This is a genomic window from Providencia alcalifaciens, from assembly GCF_915403165.1.
Lineage (GTDB): Bacteria > Pseudomonadota > Gammaproteobacteria > Enterobacterales > Enterobacteriaceae > Providencia > Providencia alcalifaciens_C.
Genome location: NZ_OU659204.1, coordinates 1,141,692 through 1,163,440, shown reverse-complemented (window position 1 = coordinate 1,163,440; position 21,749 = coordinate 1,141,692). Strand labels below are relative to the sequence as shown.

The 21,749-nt window shown below is 43.5% G+C and carries 16 protein-coding genes; 3 read left to right on the top strand and 13 right to left on the bottom strand.

What is annotated here, in order from left to right; genetic code table 11:
• Positions 1-48 precede the first annotated feature (48 nt).
• From LDO73_RS05165 to LDO73_RS05155, 3 genes are all read right to left on the bottom strand, one after another.
• Positions 49-2,706 (bottom strand): TonB-dependent hemoglobin/transferrin/lactoferrin family receptor, encoded by a 2,658-nt coding sequence (locus LDO73_RS05165; RefSeq protein ID WP_224060488.1) that lies wholly within the window; start codon positions 2,704-2,706, stop codon positions 49-51.
• 125 nt (positions 2,707-2,831) lie between these two features.
• On the bottom strand, positions 2,832-3,776 hold the full coding sequence (locus LDO73_RS05160; RefSeq protein ID WP_224060487.1) for a FecR family protein: 945 nt from the start codon (positions 3,774-3,776) through the stop codon (positions 2,832-2,834).
• Positions 3,776-4,273, bottom strand: coding sequence for an RNA polymerase sigma factor (locus tag LDO73_RS05155; RefSeq protein ID WP_224060486.1), 498 nt, complete (start codon positions 4,271-4,273; stop codon positions 3,776-3,778). The genes LDO73_RS05160 and LDO73_RS05155 overlap by 1 nt, the downstream gene beginning before the upstream one ends.
• A 248-nt stretch (positions 4,274-4,521) precedes the next feature.
• On the opposite strand from LDO73_RS05155, the gene yvcK reads away from it, so the two are divergent.
• The gene (gene yvcK, locus LDO73_RS05150) at positions 4,522-5,430 is read left to right on the top strand and encodes a uridine diphosphate-N-acetylglucosamine-binding protein YvcK (RefSeq protein WP_224060485.1); all 909 of its coding nucleotides are present in this window, start codon (positions 4,522-4,524) and stop codon (positions 5,428-5,430) included.
• 47 nt (positions 5,431-5,477) lie between these two features.
• Here yvcK and pgtA read toward each other — a convergent pair whose 3' ends face one another.
• From pgtA to LDO73_RS05135, 3 genes are read right to left on the bottom strand one after another with little or no spacing between them, the layout of a single operon-like run.
• A complete protein-coding gene (gene pgtA / locus LDO73_RS05145; protein WP_224060484.1) occupies positions 5,478-6,725 on the bottom strand; it encodes a two-component system response regulator PgtA in 1,248 nt (415 codons plus the stop codon).
• The gene (pgtB, locus tag LDO73_RS05140; RefSeq protein ID WP_224060483.1) at positions 6,718-8,724 is read right to left on the bottom strand and encodes a two-component system sensor histidine kinase PgtB; all 2,007 of its coding nucleotides are present in this window, start codon (positions 8,722-8,724) and stop codon (positions 6,718-6,720) included. The genes pgtA and pgtB overlap by 8 nt, the downstream gene beginning before the upstream one ends.
• Positions 8,721-9,950 (bottom strand): ABC transporter substrate-binding protein, encoded by a 1,230-nt coding sequence (locus LDO73_RS05135; RefSeq protein ID WP_224061135.1) that lies wholly within the window; start codon positions 9,948-9,950, stop codon positions 8,721-8,723. Before LDO73_RS05135 ends, pgtB begins: the two co-directional genes overlap by 4 nt.
• A 400-nt stretch (positions 9,951-10,350) precedes the next feature.
• Here LDO73_RS05135 and pgtP point away from each other — a divergent pair, with 400 nt between their 5' ends.
• Positions 10,351-11,730 (top strand): phosphoglycerate transporter PgtP, encoded by a 1,380-nt coding sequence (gene pgtP, locus LDO73_RS05130; protein ID WP_224060482.1) that lies wholly within the window; start codon positions 10,351-10,353, stop codon positions 11,728-11,730.
• An 86-nt stretch (positions 11,731-11,816) separates the two neighbouring features.
• Here the strand turns inward: pgtP and LDO73_RS05125 are convergent, their stop codons facing one another.
• From LDO73_RS05125 to bioB, 6 genes are all read right to left on the bottom strand, one after another.
• Positions 11,817-12,728, bottom strand: a complete 912-nt coding sequence (locus tag LDO73_RS05125) for an Rpn family recombination-promoting nuclease/putative transposase (RefSeq protein WP_224060481.1) — start codon at positions 12,726-12,728, stop codon at positions 11,817-11,819.
• A 222-nt stretch (positions 12,729-12,950) separates the two neighbouring features.
• A complete protein-coding gene (uvrB, locus tag LDO73_RS05120; RefSeq protein WP_224060480.1) occupies positions 12,951-14,969 on the bottom strand; it encodes an excinuclease ABC subunit UvrB in 2,019 nt (672 codons plus the stop codon).
• Between the two features lie 625 nt (positions 14,970-15,594).
• On the bottom strand, positions 15,595-16,269 hold the full coding sequence (gene bioD / locus LDO73_RS05115) for a dethiobiotin synthase (protein ID WP_224060479.1): 675 nt from the start codon (positions 16,267-16,269) through the stop codon (positions 15,595-15,597).
• Positions 16,262-17,077, bottom strand: a complete 816-nt coding sequence (bioC, locus tag LDO73_RS05110; RefSeq protein ID WP_224060478.1) for a malonyl-ACP O-methyltransferase BioC — start codon at positions 17,075-17,077, stop codon at positions 16,262-16,264. Before bioC ends, bioD begins: the two co-directional genes overlap by 8 nt.
• On the bottom strand, positions 17,055-18,212 hold the full coding sequence (gene bioF / locus LDO73_RS05105) for an 8-amino-7-oxononanoate synthase (RefSeq protein ID WP_224060477.1): 1,158 nt from the start codon (positions 18,210-18,212) through the stop codon (positions 17,055-17,057). The genes bioC and bioF overlap by 23 nt, the downstream gene beginning before the upstream one ends.
• Complete coding sequence (gene bioB / locus LDO73_RS05100; protein ID WP_224060476.1) at positions 18,212-19,249, bottom strand: biotin synthase BioB; 1,038 nt, start codon at positions 19,247-19,249, stop codon at positions 18,212-18,214. Before bioB ends, bioF begins: the two co-directional genes overlap by 1 nt.
• A 93-nt stretch (positions 19,250-19,342) precedes the next feature.
• On the opposite strand from bioB, the gene bioA reads away from it, so the two are divergent.
• A complete protein-coding gene (gene bioA / locus LDO73_RS05095; RefSeq protein WP_224060475.1) occupies positions 19,343-20,614 on the top strand; it encodes an adenosylmethionine--8-amino-7-oxononanoate transaminase in 1,272 nt (423 codons plus the stop codon).
• Between the two features lie 46 nt (positions 20,615-20,660).
• Here the strand turns inward: bioA and pgl are convergent, their stop codons facing one another.
• Positions 20,661-21,641 (bottom strand): 6-phosphogluconolactonase, encoded by a 981-nt coding sequence (gene pgl, locus LDO73_RS05090; protein ID WP_224060474.1) that lies wholly within the window; start codon positions 21,639-21,641, stop codon positions 20,661-20,663.
• Positions 21,642-21,749: the final 108 nt, after the last annotated feature.

Here is a 21,749-nt window from a genome sequence, read left to right as displayed (position 1 = left end):
TCATTCCTAAATCGGTATGGAGAAATTCCCCATACCTTGATATCAGCATTAAAAACGATATTCAATGCCACCGCTAATCGTTCTTCCACGCCCTAGCGTATTGGAAAGACTTTCGCCGTAGCTCACAACATAAGCTCTATTGGTTAAGTTTTCGACATTTCCCCGAATAATTAAATCATCGGTTAACGCGTAACTCGCATACAGATCCACCAATGTGTATTTAGGCCAATCGGCCAAATAGGGCTGATTGCTTTGTGCAGAATGGTCTTGGAATCCCGGTGTAAAGCGAATAACCATTCCACCATCGAGTTTTCGATTAAAAGCGCGACCACCTAATGTGAAGGAGCCTCTATCACCCGGTAAATTTGCAGCACTACTAAACACTGCCGCGCCATCACAATTCACATGATCATTTTGTTGAACATCATCTTCTGCGTACCAATTTCCAGGGCGATTTTCTTTAGTAAATGTCTGAACGCCCCCCAACCAAGCACGGCGAGCGCAAAACTCATTTTTGCCGATCATGTGGGTGAACGTTAAATCCGCGTAAGCAAAGCCAGCATCATAATTAACTTGGTACTCAAAGCCCCTAAAACGAGTCGCTACAAGATTATTGCTGTACGCCGCATTACCAATACTCGGACTCACCATTCCCGGTTTTGTTCGGTTAATCGCAAGGTTGATATAGTTATCAACCCGCGTATCAAAATAGGCAACTTTGGCTAATAAACGATCCTCTTCGAGCACTAAATTTGGATAGTTAACATTGACGCCAACCTCCCAAGAATTCGATTTTTCAGGTTTTAGATAAGGATTGGGAAATTGAGTAGATGAGCTGTGCGCACTTCCCGACGTCAATGTTTCCGTGATAGCGGGTGGACGCCAAGAACGCCCATAGCTTGAATACAGTTCCAACCATTCGACGTTAGGTCGAATCGCTAACTTTATGTTAGGTGAAAATTCGCCTTGGGCATCATCCACATCCCATACGCGATTAACTTCAACACTTTTACAATTACGTAGGCTTGATGCTTTGCATGGGTTGTCTTTCGTATAAGGAAAAACTCGATAGCGCATACTGGTCTGCCCTTTTAACTGATAATAATCATAACGCAGCCCACCTTCTAAAGTGAGCCAATCATCATGTTCATAGGTTAATGTGGCAAATAGTGAACTTAAGGAACGCTTACCGTCTGGTGTCACCCCATTTGCAGACACCTTGGTGGAATCACTGCTGGCCTTATCCTGAAAAGCCTCTAATCCATAATGTGCTTTTAAAACATGGTTATAGTTAAATTCAATTTCCGAGTAATTTTCTAACTGTAATCCTATCGTTTTCACACGGGTATTCATTTGATAGCCATTGTTAAAAACCTTACTGGTTGAGTAGGTTTGCGTGTCATCATTGGTATCAACGAAATACACTTTTCCTTTTAATTCAAAGCTCCATGGGCTTTCACTATATTGGCTATAATCCAGTGCGTAGTTTTTTGTCGTCACATCACTAAACCCACTACTTTTCCAACCTAATTTGTATGGCCATGTTCCTGATAGGTTGGTGAGTGTGCCTGCATTTGGTGTCGCAACTTTGGTTTCAAGGTAATTGAGTTGTAGGCGTTGGGAGTCACTAAAATTCCAACCGGCTTTTGCCAAGTAGGACGTCATTTGATAATTACTGTCCGTAATACGGCTATGTTTTAGATCATGAACCAGTTGGTCATAATGCCCGGTGTCATTGTTTATCCGAATATCGCCAATATCCCCATGTACACCAGGTTTATAGTCACCTAATCGACGTTCACTGGCTGCAAATAAAAGATCGGCATGTTCATTCCCTAGCGCTAACGCGGTGCTACCAATAAAATGGGTGTTGTTGGTTCCGGTACTTGCATGGATCTTTCCTCCAAACGTTTTATCTTTAGATAAAAAATCGGATGCACTCACTGTGTTGAATGTCGCGACGCCGCCTAATGTGCCTCCGCTCCCCATTCCATTACTATTTCCCTTTTGAATCTCAACACCAGAAAGAAGTTCTGAATCGATATACATGGTGCCATTACGCTGCCCATGACCACTTTTTTGGAAATTTTGGCGCATTCCATCAATATTCATATTGACCCGTCCATAATCTTGGATCCCACGAATATTGACAGACAGTGAGGGATCTTGCTGACTCACACTAGAATAGACCCCTGTCGTTAACTCCAGTAAATCAGCGATGTGCTTTGGAGGCTTATCTTCAATTTGTTTTTTACTGATTACACTGACGGATGATGGAGAGCTATAAACCCAATCGCCTTGTTGGTGAGGTGCAGCCGTCACCGTAATTTTATCCAGCACAATGACTGAATTATCATCCACTGCTTTATTAATTCGTTGAATCGAGATTCGATTTCCATCAATTTGATACAGAATAGGATTAGAGCCAATTAACTGGTCTAGTCCTTTTTGAATCGACATATTGCCTTGTATTTTTTGACTGTTCAGTCCATTAATCTCTTGGCTATCAATAAAAATCTCCATATTAGCTTGTTGGGCAAATTGGAGCAGTGCTGAATCAAGGGGTTGAGCAGGAATAGAAAGTGAAGCTGTCTGGCTCAATTTATTGGCGTGCGCATAGCTAGAAAAAGAGATGGCGGGTAGCGCCATTAATGCAAGGTGAATCCCCAGAACTGCTTTTTTATAATCAAACTTGTTATTTGTCATTTCTCAATCCTAAAAATGATAATGGTAATGAAAATCATAATCACTTAGATTAAGACGACAAATAACCTAAAACCCGTAAATAAATTTTGAATAATTTGTTATGAAAATAATTAAAATATTTAATATCAATAAACTAGAGTAAAAAAGGGTAATTCAGAGACTGATAACCCTTTCGCACTGGTGACAGTCAATAACGCATTTTCGACAGAATCAATCTGGAAAACCCCACTAATCATGGCTTGGGGTGGATCACCCAATAAAATTATAGGTTTTTCTCTATACCGGCTCAGTTCATGGATAACATTAGCAACACTGCTTTGCTGGAAAATAATTAGCCCTTTTCTCCACGAAACTCCATGCTGAATGTTAGCTGGTACCATTGGCGATATATGCTGCTGATAAGATGCCCTATCTCCCGCGATGACCCGCTGAGTCTCCCCAGACAATAAGGTAATTTGTACCTGATGTTCATAGACAGCAACATTGACCTGCTTCTCTTGGGAGTCAATCTCAAATTCCGTTCCCAAGGCTTGAACTGTTCCATTTTTAGCTTTTACCCGAAAAGGTCGCGGTTCTTGAGTTGAAATAGGAGATGCTGAAAAGTAAGCTCGACCAGAAAGTAAATTAACTTGCCGATAACCCTCATTAAATTCGAGCGTTATCGCAGCTCCGCTGTCTAAATCAACATGGCTACCATCGGGTAATATAATGTGTGAGATTTCACCATTTTTAGCTTGATAATCCACAGATTCTTGGTTTAAAAACGGCCAAATTGCGAATGAGAACACACTTAAAATGAAGACCGATGCCATCGCAATCCAACGAGGCGTAAATTTTATATTGCCCGTTTTTCGGCTGGATCCTTTTGGAACGGATAATGCGATCTCAGAGGTTAATCCCCACAGTTGCCGAGCTTTAAAATAGGCGTTCCGATGTTGTTCTGATGTCGTAACCCATTGTTGAAAATCATGCTCTTCTTGGGAGGTTAAGTTTTTTTGTGTCGTTTTGATAACCCAGAAAGCGGCGACTTCCTCAATTTCAGAGGGTTTACTTGAATGTTGACTCTCCATTAATCTCTCCATTTATGGATGAGCATAGCTAACGCATTGGCTAAATGTTTTTCAACGGTACTTAATGAAATATTTAACGCTTCCGCCACTTCATTTTGGGTCATTCCATCTTCGCGATGTAACCGGAAAATTTCCTGAGTTCGCTGGGGCAATGTTCCTATAATATTTTGGATTTGCTGAATTTGTTGCTCTCGAATTGTCTGGGCTTCAAGGCTTTTAATTTTAGAAGGTACGGATTCCCATTGCACCTCACTGATGGAGGTGGCTGAGTGTCGTTTCTGTTGACGAAAATAGTCAATCATTAAGTTTTTAGCGGTTCGATAAAGATAAGCATCCACATCCTGAATGGGGGAATGTTTCATTAACTCCGCCATACGCACAAAGCTTTCCTGCATGATATCCATACTTAAATTATAGTCTTTAAGATAACCATTAAGATAACGGCATAGTGAGGAAGAGTGACGAGCAAACAGGCATTGTAACTCTGAATCTGACATATCAAGCCATAACACCAAGTATGTAAATGAGAATTATTTACATACTATAATTATTAACATCAAATGGGAACTAGCAACCTGTATTTTTGGTGCAAACATCTGAAAAATCCAAAAGTTTCTCTTTTATTGTTTTTTATCACAGTAAGTAAACTTCAGATGGTGTTTTATGATAGATTAGCGCCAATTTTGTTTTAGCACTGATTCTAGATTGATAATTTAGCTAGATTGATAGTTTAAATAGGAACACTATGCCAAACCGTAGTTTGACAAATCTTAATCACGTCGTTGCCCTTGGCGGTGGACATGGACTTGGTCGAGTGATGTCTTCTCTCTCATCTTTAGGCTCCCGTTTAACTGGCATTGTCACCACCACGGATAATGGTGGCTCTACAGGGCGAATTCGTCGTTCTGAAGGGGGAATTGCTTGGGGTGATATGCGTAATTGCTTGAATCAGTTGATTACTGAGCCATCGATTGCCTCTAAGATGTTTGAATACCGATTTGCGGGTACAGGGGAATTATCAGGGCATAATCTCGGTAACCTAATGCTGAAATCCCTTGATCATTTAAGTGTTCGCCCACTTGAAGCTATCAATTTAATCCGCAATATGCTGAAAGTGGATGCGCAATTAATTCCGATGTCTGAATCGCCAGTAGACCTGATGGCTATTGATGATATGGGCAATGAAGTCTACGGTGAAGTTAACGTAGATGCTTTGCAGGAGTTACCGCAAGAGTTGCGTTTATACCCTCCCGTTAAAGCAACCATCGAAGCCCTTGAGGCTATCCATCGAGCAGATTTGATTTTAATCGGCCCCGGAAGTTTTTTTACCAGCTTAATGCCTCTGTTATTACTCGATGATATTGCCTGCGCCCTGAAAGAGAGCCAAGCGCCGATGGTGTATATCGGTAATTTAGGGAAGGAAATTAGCACCTCCGCCGCCAGCCTTACACTCCCTGAAAAATTAGTGATGATGGAGCGTTATATTGGACGCAAAAAAATCGATGCGGTGATTGTTGGGCCACGTACCGATGTTACGACAATCCGCCAAGAGCGCAAAGTGACTCAACGAATATTAGAGGCGGATGATGTTCCTTATCGCCATGATAGAAACTTACTGTTAAACGCCATCGAAGAGACCATTCCCCTTCTGTAATTCACTGAAATTTCAAGTTGCAGGTTAATTCCTGCAACTGTCTCTATTTAAGTCCGATAATGGTGCTTGTCTAACCCATATTTTTTCATCCGCAAATAGAGTTTTTTCCGTGGCATTTGCAGATATTCCGATACATCGTTAATTCGCCCTTGATGAATATTCAGCGCTTCCGTAATAATCTGCCGTTCATAATTTTCAATTTGCTGATCTAATGCCGTTGGCGCTACCGACGTTAATAACGGATTCGCGGTCTCCCCCATCGGCATAATTCCAACCGCATATAGCTCCGCTGCGTTGGCTAACTCCGTCACATTTCCTGGCCAATGACGGCGGCTCAGTTTTTTAACAAAAGACTCATCCAGTTCAGGCAATTGTTGATTCAATCGAGCACAAGCCAGCTCTAAATAGTACTGGAATAAAACCGAAATATCCGCCTTACGCTGGGATAGTGGCAAGCAATTCACTTGGGTTAATGAAAAATAATAATAAAGTTCAGCGATGATTTGCTGCTGTTTAGTCAATGTGAGCAGCGGCTTATCCGAAATCCCAATCAAGCGAAATCCCCGTTGGTCTTGCTGTAAATGCTGAACTAAATAACGTTGTTGGTTCACAGGGAGTAACTCAATATTCTTAATCACTAACGTTCCTGAGTGTGCCTCCGAGATCCATGTTTCAACAGGAATTTCTTGCTCAGTTAATAATGTTTTGATCACCAATGGCGCATGCTGCGGTGTACTGATTTGATGCAGGTAGCGAGCTAAATAAGTGCGACCGCTACCTAACTCTCCTTGTAAGAATACGGCGGCAAGGGTTTCTGATAAACCTTGAAGCTGCCCGCGAACTTGCAGTGACCATTCACTGCTCCCGACAAAATTGAGCATCAATTGATTTTTGCCCCACCGACGCTGCAATACACGCTGCTTACGCGCCACCAACGCTTTGGCGACTTGTTCTAAAAGATATTCCGGGTTAATCGGTTTTTGTAGAAAATCCCATGCCCCCATTTTGACCGCTTCCACCGCCATTGGTACATCCCCATGCCCAGTGATCAATACCACAGGGAGATGTTTGTCTTTGGCGAGAAATAGTGTCATCAGCTCGATACCCGAACATTCCGGCATACACACATCGCTAAGAACAATGCCGCACCAATCGCGGTGGACTAACTCTTTTGCTGTCAATGGGTTATCACACGCATAAACTCGGTACCCCGCTTGTTCGAGTAATAGACAATACGCTTCCAATACATCTTTATCATCATCAATCAGCAATATGTCATGGTTGTCATCAAGCATCTTCAAGTACCTTTTTAAATTCTAAAATTACACACCCATTGCCACGCAACGTAGAAGCGATTCTCAACTCACCACCAATTTGCTGCATAATCGATTGGCTAATGGATAACCCAACCCCCAGCCCAATCTCTTTGCTTGTCGTAAAGGGTTTCATTAATGTATCCGCTAAATGCAGTGGCCAACCCGTTCCGTTATCACACAAGGTCAATAGCAGCTTATCGGCGATTTCGCTGTAATCAACGGTGATTTCTGCCTCTGTGGGACTGGCATCAAGCGCGTTAGAAAGCAAGTTAACCAACACCTGCTGAATGCCAATTTCATCCCCCAGTACCTTAGGCAATATATCGGGATAACTTAATATCACTTTGCGGGTTTTATGTTGAAGCTTCAGAACATCCCAAGCGCTTTGAATAGATTGACGTAAACTCACCGGTTGTAATTGCTCATTATCATCACGCTTACGAGCGAATTGGCGCAGTGAACGCACAATACCATCCATTCGAGCCACAAGTTGCTCTGACTTATTTATCGCTATCAACGAGGTGTCATTACCATGCTCTGGCAACCCTTTTTTGGCCATAAACAGGTGCATCGAGAGAGCATTTAGCGGTTGATTAATTTCGTGGGCTAAAGTGGTCATCGTCTGTCCCACTACGGCAAGTTTTGCCGTTTGAATCAGCTCATTTTGCGTAGTTCGTAAGTTTTCTTCTATTTCCTTACGCTCTGCAATCTCTTGTTCTAACTGAGTTTTTTGTTGATTAATTTGAGCAATGCTGCGTTGTAGCAGTGTACCAATCCGCCCTAACTCATCGCGACCTTCGACGGGAATATGGGTCGTCAAATCCCCAATACTGATCCGAGCTACAGCTTGGTTTAATGCGGTAAAGCGTTTGACTAAGCGAGGACGAATAAACAGCATATTGAACAGCAATACCAGCAGTAATGCCAAACCTGCAGTAATAATAATAATTGTGCCACTCCACGACATAATGTTCGCTAAACGCTGGTTTAGCGTTTGTAGCTGAAAGTGGCTACTTCCAAGTTGCAAATCAAGCTGAGAGCGAAAATCAGCCAAAATTTTCTCCTTTTTGGTCGTCGCTTCATTTAAGGCTCTTTGCGCTGTTTGATAATTTTGTAGGACTTCAAGCATTTGGTTATCAGAAAGGCCGATATCTAATAACTCATCGATGGTTTGACGCAGCGTTACTGAACTTGGATATAAATTCAACGCCTCTTCATTGGCTGCAAAATTTGTTTTTAAGTACCCTAAATAACGGGCATAACCGCCAATATCGATGGGGTCATCAAAAGCATTATCCCCTTGTATATCCTTCAAACGTCCCGTCAAAATATTAGTGATCTGCTCTTCCAAACGTGCCAGTGTATAAATTAACTGCAATTCCCCTTGCACGTTACGTAACCGACTTTGCAGCCCTTTGGCTTGCAATGGGTCTTGTTCAATTTTGTCCAGTAAAGAGCCTTGTTGTAGGCTGATATCTTGCGATAACGAGTTAAGCTCCGTACTAAAATCGTCATGTAACCAGTTGATCCGAGAAGATAATGTATTAATTTTTTCCCGTGCTAAAAACAGGGCATATAGTGCCTTATCCAATCGCTGCAAAAGATCCTGACTTTGCGTCAAAATGGCAGAAATTTGCTGCTGATCTTGCCCATTTAACTGTTGATTAAATGCGGCTATTTGCGTTAAATGTGCTGTGATCTGGTTACGTAATTGCAATCTTGTTGCTGTGTTTGGCGCTTTTAAAAACTCGTTTAATTCATTAACTAAGGTATTTAGCTGCCCTTCAATCAAGAATGAAGCCTGCATTTTGGGAAAATAGTCCCCAAGAGCGTAGCGGATCTGCTTATTTTGCTCTTGCCATGCATACAAGCTGACGCAACTGACGATCAGTGTCATCAAGGCTCCTGCAATAAATGCGCCACGTAAAATAGCCGTAATGCTGAAGCGCCCCATCAATTTCACTATCGATGTTTTCATTTAATCGCTTCCAATACACTGATGGCTTGGCGTTGCTGCTCCTGAAAGAAATGCTGCCAGCGCATATATTCCTCTTCCGCTTTGCGATTATCTTCAAAGCGCGAATAGTAAGCGGGATCCTCACTTTCTTTCGCATTGACTGGCATCGCCGTCAGTAACGCTCGAACCTCGGGTAAAGAATGCTTTAACTTCGCTTCCGCCATATACACCGCGCGCCAAGCATCTTTCGATTCCGTTAAACGAAATGTAATAGCCGCATCAAACAGTTGCTGAACTAACCGCTGACGCTGTAATACCAAATGAACATCCAGGGGTTTAGGTGAATCTAACAGTTGATTTTGCTGCGCTTTTCGAGGGTTATCATCCTCAAGAGGAGTAACTGGGTATTTTCCTGTGCTGCTGTCTGCAAACACTTTTTGCCCTTGTTCACTGAGTAAAAAATCAATCAGTTTTCGTGCTTTTTCTGGCGCTAAACTGTGGCGAGTGATCGCAATAAACGTCGGTGATGTGGCTGAATCAGGCAGATAATGAAACTCGAGTTCAGGGTCGGCTAATAGCACATTTGCGTAGTTATCAATAATCGGTGCAGCCCCGCCAAGCCCCACTTTGATTTTATCGGCAACGCCAAAACTGCGGGATGAAACAGTGGCTAAATTCCCCGACATTCCCAGTAAAATACGCCATCCATCTTCCCACCCTCGCTGCTGTAATAGCGACTCTATCATTAAATGATAAGTATCAGAGCGAGATGGACTGCTTATCAGTAATGAGCCTTGATATTGGCTATTTGTCAGGTCATCCCATGTCTTGGGAATGGGCAATTTGTTTTGCTCCATCCATTTTCGGTTAGTCAAAATGCCATATCCAGAAAATGCCACCGCAGCAACAGAACCTTTTAAAGATTCAGGAATTAAGCGCTGGGAATACTCAGGAATATCCGGCAATGCACTCAACCGATTATGCTGCTGTAAATGGTGCATCAGCATCGGTGAGGAGGTCAGTATCAGATCCACATTTTCCAAAGCATAGGTATCTAACAAACGCTCTAATGACGCACTGGTTCGGTTTATCGTGCGAATAGGTATAGCATCCTCTCGCGCATTCCAATTTGTGACAATCGCTTGTGTCGCTTCGGGTGAAAATGTTGTCGCTATTACTAATTCATCATTTTTCGCATAGCTATTTCCCACACCGCTTAACCAGATAATAAAAAAACAGACCTGCATTATCAGTGGACGAATTGGTGTTATTAGTCTCATGAGCATAGTCATCCCCTGGGTAGATGTGATTCATATCAAAGAAAGTAACAATAGTGTGAGTTTGTCAAAAAGTGCATTTGAGACAAATTTTACCCTTTTCGGATTTATGCGCACACGACAAAACTTACCCGCTTTATTCTCATTGTTACGCGATTAAATCAACCCTTAGTTGTTCATTTTTTGAATTCCATTCCCGTTAATTTATGAATGGGTCAATTTGACTCGTCACTATACAAAATTGGGTCAATTTTGACCCAAACCATTAATATTGCGATATTTTTTTAACAAGAACATGATGAGTCTGTCAGAAATAAAACGACAAAAAACATCAGGGAATTTCTTTTTACTCTATTTCACAGGTGAACCTATGCTGTCATTTTTAACGCCAGCCACGGCAAAAAAACAAATTGCACCAGAAAAAGTTCCTGCCGCCTATAAACGCTATCGTGTTCAAGCACTGCTCAGCGTTTTCTTAGGTTATTTGGCTTACTATATTGTTCGTAACAACTTCACGCTCTCTACCCCGTATTTGAAAGAAAACTTAGATTTAAGTACCACTCAAATTGGTCTATTAACCAGCTGCATGCTAATTGCTTACGGGATCAGCAAAGGCGTGATGAGTAGCCTTGCCGATAAAGCCAGCCCAAAAGCATTTATGGCATTTGGGCTGATCCTGTGCGCCATCGTCAACTTCGGAATGGGATTTAGTAATGCATTCTGGTTATTTGTTGGTTTTGTTGTGCTAAATGGTATGTTCCAAGGTATGGGCGTGGGCCCATCATTTATCACCATAGCAAACTGGTTCCCGCGTCGTGAACGTGGCCGTATCGGCGCATTCTGGAATATTTCTCATAACGTGGGTGGGGGTATTGTTGCTCCAATCGTTGGTGCCGCTTTCGCCGTATTAGGAACAGAGCACTGGCAAAGTGCGAGTTACATGGTTCCCGCCTGTATTGCGATTTTATTTGCAGGGGTTGTGTTGGTATTAGGTAAAGGTTCCCCAAAACAAGAAGGTTTACCTGCACTTGACCAAATGATGCCAGAAGAAAAAGTGATCCTAACTTCAGCGCAAAAAGAGCAATCACCAGAGAACATGAGCGCCTTCCAAATTTTCTGTACCTATGTACTGAAAAACAAAAATGCGTGGTATATCTCTTTTGTTGATGTCTTTGTGTATATGGTACGTTTCGGCGTGATCAGCTGGCTACCAATCTACCTGCTGACAGAGAAAAACTTCTCTAAAGATCAAATGAGCGTGGCATTTTTATTCTTCGAATGGGCAGCCATTCCATCCACTTTATTAGCAGGTTGGTTAACAGATAAACTGTTTAAAGGCCGTAGAATGCCGTTAGCTATTGTCTGTATGATACTGATTTTCTTCTGCCTTATCGGTTACTGGCAGAGCCAATCATTAGCTGTCGTCACCTTCTTTGCAGCAGTAGTTGGTTGCTTAATCTATGTGCCTCAGTTCTTAGCTTCAGTACAAACGATGGAAATCGTGCCTAGCTTCGCAGTTGGTTCAGCGGTCGGTTTACGTGGTTTTATGAGCTATATCCTTGGCGCAACTTTAGGTACTAGCTTATTTGGTTTCGTGGTTGACCGTATGGGTTGGCATGCAGGTTTCTATCTGCTCTTAGGGGGTATTGTTTGCTGCATTATCTTCTGTGTGCTGTCCCACTTAGGCGCATTGGAACTTGAGCGTAACCGTCAATCGGTAATCGTAAAAGGTCAGTTAGCTAACGCTTAATCTCGCTAAAAAAATTCGACTAAAAATATGACTGAGTTCAGTTTCTCACTGAACTCAGTTTTCTTTATGTATTAATAAATTATGTATTAATGCATTGCTTCGATTTCTGTCGGGGATAAGCCTGTAATTTGACTAATAACATCAATGTTTAAACCTAAACTTAAACTGGTCAAAACTTGGGCATAAGTACGTTGTCTGGCCTTCTCCTGCTCTTCTTGTCGAGCTTCTTCTCTTCCTTCATTTCTCAATCGCTGTGCAATATTCATCACGGTCTCCTGATGCTCTTCTGTTCGCTCAACCAACCTTTTTACTATATGGGTATAAGCAGGTGTGTCCATAACGCTAAAGAGGTAATTAATAACCAAAATAACATCATCTTGATGATTTTGATTATTGTTGAGTACCTGAACTAATCGTTCCGATAATCCGAATACGTCACCCTGTAGAGATGCATGCTTTAAAACTAACTCCATCGCAGCAACTTTTCGGTGATTCACAATTTCGTCGTCACTTGCCACTGTCACATCCACAAGCGGCAGTGGATTGCAATACAAACTACGAGCTAAATCAGGCCACTCAAAGCAATCCGTCCATGATTGGGAATAGGGATAAGGGGATTGATTCCCATGATAAAACAAGATGGGAACCACCAACGGCAGAGTTTGGTGCCCTTGCTGCAAATGTTGATTCATCGCGCAAAATGCATAATGCATCAACCGCCAGCCCATCAGCTTATCGGGGGAAGATTGGTGCTCCACTAAAAAGTAAAAATACCCTTTACCCTTGAGCGTTTGCACGGAATAGAGCATGTCCGAAAAACGAGAGCGCAGCGTTTTATCCACAAATGAAGCGCTGGCTAACTTCAAGGTATCAAAATTGCAGAGGTGCTTAATGCGATGAGGAAGATGGACTTCAAAAAAATCCCGCGCATTATCCACTTTGCTCATAAAGCCTTTAAAGGTTGAATCATGAGGAGCTACAATTGATTGGGTCGCCATCTTGGCCTCATCTTGGTTCGGAAGATGACGAGATACTAACCAATATTTTGAGGGGAATGAGAAAAAGTTAGTCCTAATTACTGTAAATTACTTGACGGACTAACTTGTTGTTATAAATGATTTTACTAACTTATTTCATTCATAAAAAAGCCCCTTAACCTGCATATTGCAGCGCTAAGAGGCTCTTAATAAATTAGCGTATTTTTTAACGATTATTAAAAATTACGAATTGGCGATAAATTGGTTTCGTAATGTTTGTAACTCATCTCGAACCCTTGCAGCGGCCTCAAATTCCAAATCTTGAGCATGTTTATACATCTGCGTTTCCAATTGAGAAATACGCTGCTCCAGCTCTTTCGTTGACATGGATTGAATATTAAGTAGAGATTCATCTTTGATACTCTCTTTGCCACGCCCTTTCCCTTTGCCACCCACTTTGTGACCAATCTGGAGGATATCCCCTACTTTCTTATTCAAGCCTTTAGGCGTGATGCCATGGGCCTCGTTAAACGCCATCTGTTTGGCTCGGCGTCGTTCGGTTTCTGCGATCGCTTTCGCCATGGAGTTAGTGATCCGGTCACCGTATAAAATTGCTTTACCGTTCAAGTTACGCGCCGCACGGCCAATAGTTTGGATCAATGAACGTTCTGAACGTAAGAAACCTTCCTTATCAGCATCAAGAATAGCCACCAGCGAAACTTCTGGCATATCCAAACCTTCTCGCAATAAGTTGATCCCAACTAGTACATCAAATTCACCAAGGCGCAAATCACGAATGATTTCAACTCGTTCTACCGTGTCGATATCTGAGTGTAGATAGCGAACACGCTCCCCATGCTCTTCTAAATATTCGGTGAGGTCTTCCGCCATACGTTTGGTTAAGGTGGTGACCAACACGCGCTCCTGTTTCTGAACGCGAATACGAATTTCAGATAGCAAGTCATCCACCTGCGTTGCCACCGGACGAACTTCAATTAGCGGATCAAGCAGCCCTGTCGGTCTAACTACCTGCTCAATCACTTCCTGTCCCGACTTATCCAGCTCGTAATTACCTGGTGTCGCAGAGACATAGATAGTTTGAGGTGCTAAGGCTTCAAACTCTTCAAACCGCATTGGACGGTTATCGAGGGCAGAAGGCAGTCGAAAACCATACTCTACAAGAGTTTCTTTGCGGGAACGGTCACCTTTATACATCGCGCCAATTTGCGGGATTGTCGCGTGTGATTCATCCACAACCAACAATCCATCCGCAGGTAGGTAATCGAATAATGTTGGTGGTGGCTCGCCCGGGGCCCGCCCAGAGAGATAACGTGAATAGTTTTCAATGCCTGAGCAGTAGCCCAGCTCGTTCATCATTTCCAAATCAAATTGGGTGCGCTGAGTGACTCGCTGCTCTTCCAGTAGCTTATGATTCTCTAACAGCACTTTGCGTCTATCGGCTAACTCGACTTTGATATTTTCCATCGCCTCAAGAATTCGTTCTCTTGGCGTCACGTAGTGAGTTTTCGGGTAGACGGTAAAGCGCGGCACCCGATGCTGAATCGCCCCGGTTAACGGATCAAACAGCGATAATCGCTCCACTTCATCATCGAAAAGCTCGACTCTCAGTGCATACTCATCGGATTCAGCAGGGAAAATATCAATGACTTCACCACGAACGCGGAAAGTTCCTCGCGTAAACGCTTGGTCATTACGGCTATATTGCAAGTCTGCGAGGCGGCGTAAAATAGAGCGCTGGTCAATAATCATGCCGTCAGTCAAGTGCAGCATCATTTTCAAATAGCTGTCAGGATCCCCCAGCCCATAAATTGCAGAGACGGATGCCACTACAATCACATCACGGCGCTCAAGTAAGGCTTTGGTTGCAGACAAACGCATCTGTTCGATATGTTCGTTTACCGAAGCATCTTTCTCAATAAAGGTATCTGAGCTGGGGACATACGCTTCAGGCTGATAATAATCATAGTAAGAAACGAAATACTCCACTGCGTTCTCAGGAAAGAAGGCTTTCATTTCGCTGTAGAGTTGCGCAGCTAAAGTTTTGTTATGCGCCATCAACATCGTAGGGCGATTTTCTTGAGCGATAACATTCGCAATTGTAAAAGTTTTACCTGACCCCGTAACCCCTAACAAGGTTTGATGAGCAAGACCATCTTCTAATCCTTCTCTTAATTTACGAATCGCCTCAGGCTGATCGCCCCCCGGCTGAAAATCAGAATACAGTTTAAAATCCTTGCTCATAGTTATGCCTCTTTAATAATCTCTCGCCTATGATACTGGATAAAAAACCAGCTTCAAGTACTGGCGATAAATTTCCTTTTTTATGAGGTTGAAATCTGTTTACGAAAATGTTATCCCCAAAATAAAACTTGACCTTTTTGAAAGTAGATATTTTATGCTTTTAGACTTTTTGGCTTTAACGCAAATCTAAATAGAACGCTTGCTTTTATTTAACTATTTGTATTTAAACTAAATTATATAAAAGCCCAGAATCACATCAAATAAAGGCAAAGCCGCTCGTCACCTAGCATCAGAATGGTTTTTGAATGTTAATTCACAAGGTTATCCACAGAAATAGTGGATAACTCTGGAAGCCCTTCCGCCTCATGCACTCCCGTAACATGCTCATTTTACGGTTTGGCGATAAAATGACAGAAATATGGCGAAATGATGAAAGTGTTTTTACTCTCCATTCGTGACAAAAGAAAAATATTCTGTTTTTTTACAGAAACTACTTAGTATTTTCCCAATGAAACTTGACAAAAAAAGGATCATTAACGTTAAAAAAGATCGGCAAAAACAAGTAAAAAGCGTACTCCCGCCATACCTAATTGTATAGCGGGTTTATGGGGATTTTTAAGAGCTCTTAAAGGAAGGAAAGGTCTAAATATTGCCCTACAGAATCGGTAGATTGGCTTTCGATATGTGGGATGATCCCTAAGCATGGCGCATCGATCATCCGCTTCAATGCAGTGAGATACTCTTGTTGATAAGTGCCCGCAGGCTCCACTTCATTCGCAACCCAGCCAACTAACGATAACCCTGAGGCTTTCACGGCTTGTGCGGTTAATACCGCATGGTTAATACATCCAAGCTTCACACCAACCACCAAAATCACGGGCAACTGCTGTTCAACTACCCAATCTGCGTAGGTTTGTTCGGCAGATAATGGGGTATACCAGCCGCCAGCACCTTCCACTAATACCCATTCAGCCTGCTTCTGCAGTTGCCTTAAGCCTTGAGTCATCACAGAAAACTCAATGGCCTGTCCAGTTTTTTCACTGACAATGTGCGGTGACGTCGGCGCTTCAAAAATGATGGGGTTAATTTGCTCATAAGGCACCACGACAAGGCTATTCGCTTGCAGTTGTAGTGCATCGCTATTACGCAAACCTTGTGCCGTCATTTCGCTACCTGAAGCAACTGGCTTATACCCTACGGTTTTCAGCCCTTGCAGATTAGCCGCTTGTAACAATGCACAACTCGACATCGTTTTGCCGATTTCAGTATCGGTTCCGGTTACAAAATAGGTTTTAGTCACGATAAATCATTCCAAATACAGTTTGATAGGTTAATGGCAGCCCTTTCTCGGTATTTGGGTATACTGAGCTGAGTTGCTGCAAACGCTGACGTGTCATCAGCCCCGCTTGGCGACCCGCAGTTAAGTGAGTTGCGCCGATCCCCTTCACCGAATTAAGCAATTCAATGAGGTTCGAAAAATAGAGCGTATCCGCTTGTTGATAAAGTTGGCTACGCCATGCCTGACAGCTCTTAACAATATTTGAATACGTCAGAAACCGGTTCACATGAGGGGAATCATCCAACACTTTCCAAGCCTCTGAAAGCTCACCAAGGGAATGCTCAGCTAACGTGGTAAAACCGATAATTCCTCCTGGCTTCGTCACGCGGTATAATTCGCTTAGAGCATGAGATAAATCATCACACCACTGAATGGCCAAATTCGAAAATACCCAATCAAAACTGGCATCCTCAAAAGGAAGCGTGTCCATATCCCCACACACATAACGATGCGCTGCTTGCTTATTTCGCGCGACATCCAGCATACCCGCAGAGAGGTCAAGCGCCGTGACATATGCACCACGCTGTTTGATAATTTGGCTAAAAAATCCTGTCCCACAGCCTGCATCTAATACCTGTTGAGAAAACATAGGCGTCTCTATTGCCCCGTGGCTTTCTAACAAGCTAAGCAGCTGCTTACCGCTATTTTGTTGATAGCTAGCTAGAGAATCATAACGGGAAGCTGCACGCCCAAATGCCGAAGCTATCTTGGCTTTTTCTCGAGTATTTCGCGATAAACTCGCCTCATCATGACACAAAGACAAACTCATTGAGTGCCTCCAATAATTTGTCAATATCGTCTTGCTGATGAGCGGCACTTAATGTCATGCGTAATCTGGCACTACCCGGTGGAACCGTTGGCGGTCTAATTGCTTGAACCCAAATACCTTTCTCGCGTAAAAATTGTGATAACTGCAAACTCTTTTCGTTATCACCGACAATCAGCGGTTGGATAGCCGTATTTGAATCCACCAGCTGCATATCCGGTAAATTAAGCTGACACCTAAAATAGCGAATATTGCGCTGTAACTGAGCACGCTGCTCGTCCGCTTGTTGAATTTTGTCTACCGCCGCCGAGATAGCGACGGCTTGAGCCGGAGGCATTGAGGTGCTGTAAATAAGATGGCGAGCCGCTTGAATTAAAAAGTCTGCGGTGCGTTCATCACACAACACCGCTGCCCCACTAACGCCAACAGCTTTACCAAACGTGGCCACAAGAATATCGGGCTTAATACCATATTCATCACAGCTCCCACGCCCTTGCTGACCCCAGATCCCAAGTCCATGAGCATCATCCACCATCAACCATGCATCGTGGGCGTGAGCCAGTGTTTGCAGTTCATCAAGTGGCGCACTGTCCCCATCCATGCTGAACACCCCTTCCGTCACCACTAACGTTTTCGATGTGTGGGGTTTGCTGATTAATTTTTCTAAGGACTCAACGCTATTGTGGCTAAAGCGCCGTAACTGAGCTTGGGAATGCATAGCCCCTTCTAGCAGCGATGCATGGCTGAGTTTGTCAGCCAAAATACGGTCTTCCGCCGTCATTAATGCGGTGATCAAGGCATGGTTAGCGGCAAAGCCAGAGATAAATAAAATGGCACGAGGATAACCTAACCAATCTGCCAGTTTCTGCTCCGCATCTTGATGGGCTTTGGTAAATCCCGTGATATGTCCTGAACCACCACTTCCAACGCCGTACTCTTGCGCACCTTGCTGCCAAGCGCAGATAATTTCGGGATGTTGACTAAGCCCTAAATAATCATTCGAAGAAAAATTAAGGTAGCTTTTGCCTTGAAAACGGAGTTCCCGACCAGAGCTTTTCTCGATACAGCGGCGCTCACGCCATGCAGAAGCGTCTTTACGCTTCTGCAATTGGCTATCGATAAACGATGACCAGACCATCAGACTGCCGCATTATAGAATTGCGCATTGTCTGCGGTTAACAGAGTTTTTGCTAATTTCGCTGCTTGCAGGTCTTCCCCGTCTTCCATTTCGATGCGCTCAGGGTTGATATTTAGCTTTTTAAACAGCGCAATATCTTTGTTTTCGTCAGGGTTTGGCGTGGTTAACAGTTTGCAGCCATAGAAAACAGAGTTCGCACCCGCCATGAAGCACAGCGCCTGAGTTTGCTCGTTCATATGCTCACGCCCTGCTGATAAACGCACATAGGAGCTTGGCATCATGATACGCGCCACCGCAATGGTACGAATAAAATCAAAAGGATCGACATCGTCATTATCAGCCATTGGTGTGCCTTCAACCTTCATCAACATATTGATCGGCACACTCTCCGGTGGTTTTGGCAAGTTCGCCAGCTGCACCAATAATGCGGCTCGGTCACTGACTTTTTCACCTAGGCCCAAAATCCCACCAGAGCAAACTTTAATTCCCGCATTACGCACGTTATCCAGCGTATCTAAACGGTCTTGGTAAGTTCGCGTGGTGATAATATTGCCGTAATATTCCGGTGAGGTATCAAGGTTATGGTTATAGTAATCCAAACCCGCATCCGCTAAGCGACCTGCTTGTGAATCATCAATCATTCCCAGCGTCATGCACGTTTCCATGCCTAACGCTTTCACTTCCTTAACCATCATTTCAAGGTAAGGCATATCACGCTCTTTCGGGTTACGCCATGCAGCCCCCATACAAAAACGCGTAGAACCGGCATTTTTCGCTTTTTTCGCCGATTCAACCACTTGCTGGACTTCCATCAAGCGCTCAGTTTCTAAGCCCGTTTTATACCGCGCACTCTGAGCGCAATACTTACAATCTTCAGGACATGCCCCTGTTTTGATAGACAGCAACGTGCTCACTTGCACTTGTTGCGGGTCAAAATGTTGGCGATGTACTTGCTGTGCTTGAAATAGTAATTCGAAAAACGGCATTGAAAACAGTTCGTTAGCTTGTTTTATTGTCCACTGTTTTAGTTGGCTCACGGGAACTCTCCAGTTGAAAAAGTTGTTGCCAGTTTAAATATTGCGATTATCATGTCAACTAAATGATCTAAAAAAAGTTGACGAAAGATAATCATGGACAGTTGCGATATTGCTTTTGATGCCAAGCACATTTGGCATCCTTACACCTCAATGAGCCACCCTATTCCTGCCTACCCAATCGTTGCCGCAGAAGGTGCGGAACTGATTATGGAAGATGGTAGAAGGTTGATTGACGGGATGTCATCGTGGTGGGCAACCCTCCATGGCTATAATCATCCGATACTCAATCAAGCGGTCACCGACCAACTGGCGAAAATGTCCCATGTGATGTTTGGAGGCATTACCCATCCACCTGCCATAGCATTATGCAAACAGCTGGTAGCCATCACCCCAGAGCCATTAGAGTGTGTTTTTCTTGCAGATTCTGGCTCAGTCGCCGTAGAAGTTTCATTAAAGATGGCACTGCAATACTGGCAAGCTCGCGGTGAAAAACGCCAGCGAATTCTCACTTTACGTCATGGTTATCATGGTGATACTTTTGGTGCGATGGCGGTTTGTGATCCTGATAATTCCATGCACGGTTTATACAAAGGTTATTTGCCACCCCATATTTTTGTCGACGCGCCTCAGTGTGGTTTCCATGATGAGTGGAATGAAAATGATCTTCAGCCACTCAAACATCAACTTGCCTATAACCATCAAGACATTGCCGCGATCATCCTCGAACCCATCGTTCAAGGTGCAGGCGGAATGCGTTTCTATCACCCAAATTATCTCAAAGGCGTTCGTGAGCTATGCGACCAGTATGGATTACTACTGATTGCGGATGAAATCGCCACGGGGTTTGGTCGCACTGGAAAATTATTTGCTTGCCAGCATGCGGAAATTTCACCTGATATCATGTGCCTAGGCAAAGGTTTGACCGGGGGCTATATGACGCTCTCTGCCACTATTGCCACCCGCCATGTAGCGGAAACCATCAGTAATGGGGAAGCAGGCTGCTTTATGCACGGACCGACCTTTATGGGAAATCCATTAGCCTGTGCTGTGGCCAATGCCAGTTTGAAATTATTGCTAGAAAGCCCATGGCAAGAGACTGTTGCCAATATTGAGCAGCAACTGAGAACGGAGTTACTTCCCCTTGCCCGTTATTCAAGTGTTCAAGATGTTCGTGTGCTAGGCACTATTGGGGTGATTGAGATGAAGCAACCGGTCAATACGGCTGAATTACAGAAGATTTTTGTTGAAGAAGGTGTTTGGGTTCGCCCATTTGGTAAACTGATTTATGTGATGCCGCCGTATATTATTACCTCAGAACAACTGAGCAAAATAACTCGAGCAATGGAAAAAGTGCTTGCCGCTTAACGTAAAATGTCGCTGAGCTATCCACTCAGCGACACTTGCTCAACCTTTAACGGAATGTCACCCACATACAGCCTACAGAGGCTTTATAACGCGCTAATTCTGTTAATTCTCCAGTGATAGAATTAATCTCTGACACTGAAATATGCTCGGATTTTTGTCCACTCGATACCAAGAAACGACCTGACGGGTCAATATTAAAACCACGAGGCTGCGCTTGCGTTGGGTATCGTCCGACTAAACTTAACTCGTCCCCATTCTCAGACACTTTATAGTGAGCCAAGTAACTTTCTGAACGTTCACTCGCATATAAATGACGGCCATTTGGCGTGATATGAATATCCGCCGCCCAGCGCTGGCTCTGATTACCCGCTGGGTACAACGCGACATTCTGCATTTCACGGTAACGCGTAAATTTATGATAAACGTTAATGGTCGAATCCAGTTCATTCAAACAGTAAATCACTTTTTCTTGAGGGTGCAGCGCTAAATGACGAGGCCCCGCTTTTGGCGCTGTCGTGATTTGATCGGCTGTGGCTTCGGTGAGATAACCATTATTTGCCAAATCAAATAAACGAATATGATCTTCGCCTAAACATGGCACCCACAACTGCTGATTATCAGCGTCCATATGGGATGAATGCGGATGACGTAATCCTTCGATAACTTGAATTGGAGCCCCAGCAATACCGTCACTGCCAATCGGTAATACCGTTAAATTGTGCTGGTGGTAAGAAGGAACAAACAAAAATTTACCGCTGTTATCCAACGATAAATGCACAGGTTTTCCCGGCACGCAGGTTTGTGCTTTAAAATGTAATGTGCCTTGAGGCTCAATATCATAGGTCACAACACTCAGGTGAGGGCCGACCCCGATATACAGATGCTTTTTATCATGGCTCACCACCATTGGCTGCACTTGCCCCGGTGTACTCACGGTTTGCAGCAGTGAGAGTTCACCCACTTGATTCATCGCCCAAACGTGAATTTGTTGGGTTTCTGGGCTGGCAACATAAACAACCTGATCCATCCTGACTCCTTGAATATAGTAAAATCACCGAATGAAATGATTGAGTGACTATACCGAAAAAAAATCAAATTACCGCTAAAAATCAAATTATCACTCAAAATCAAATTA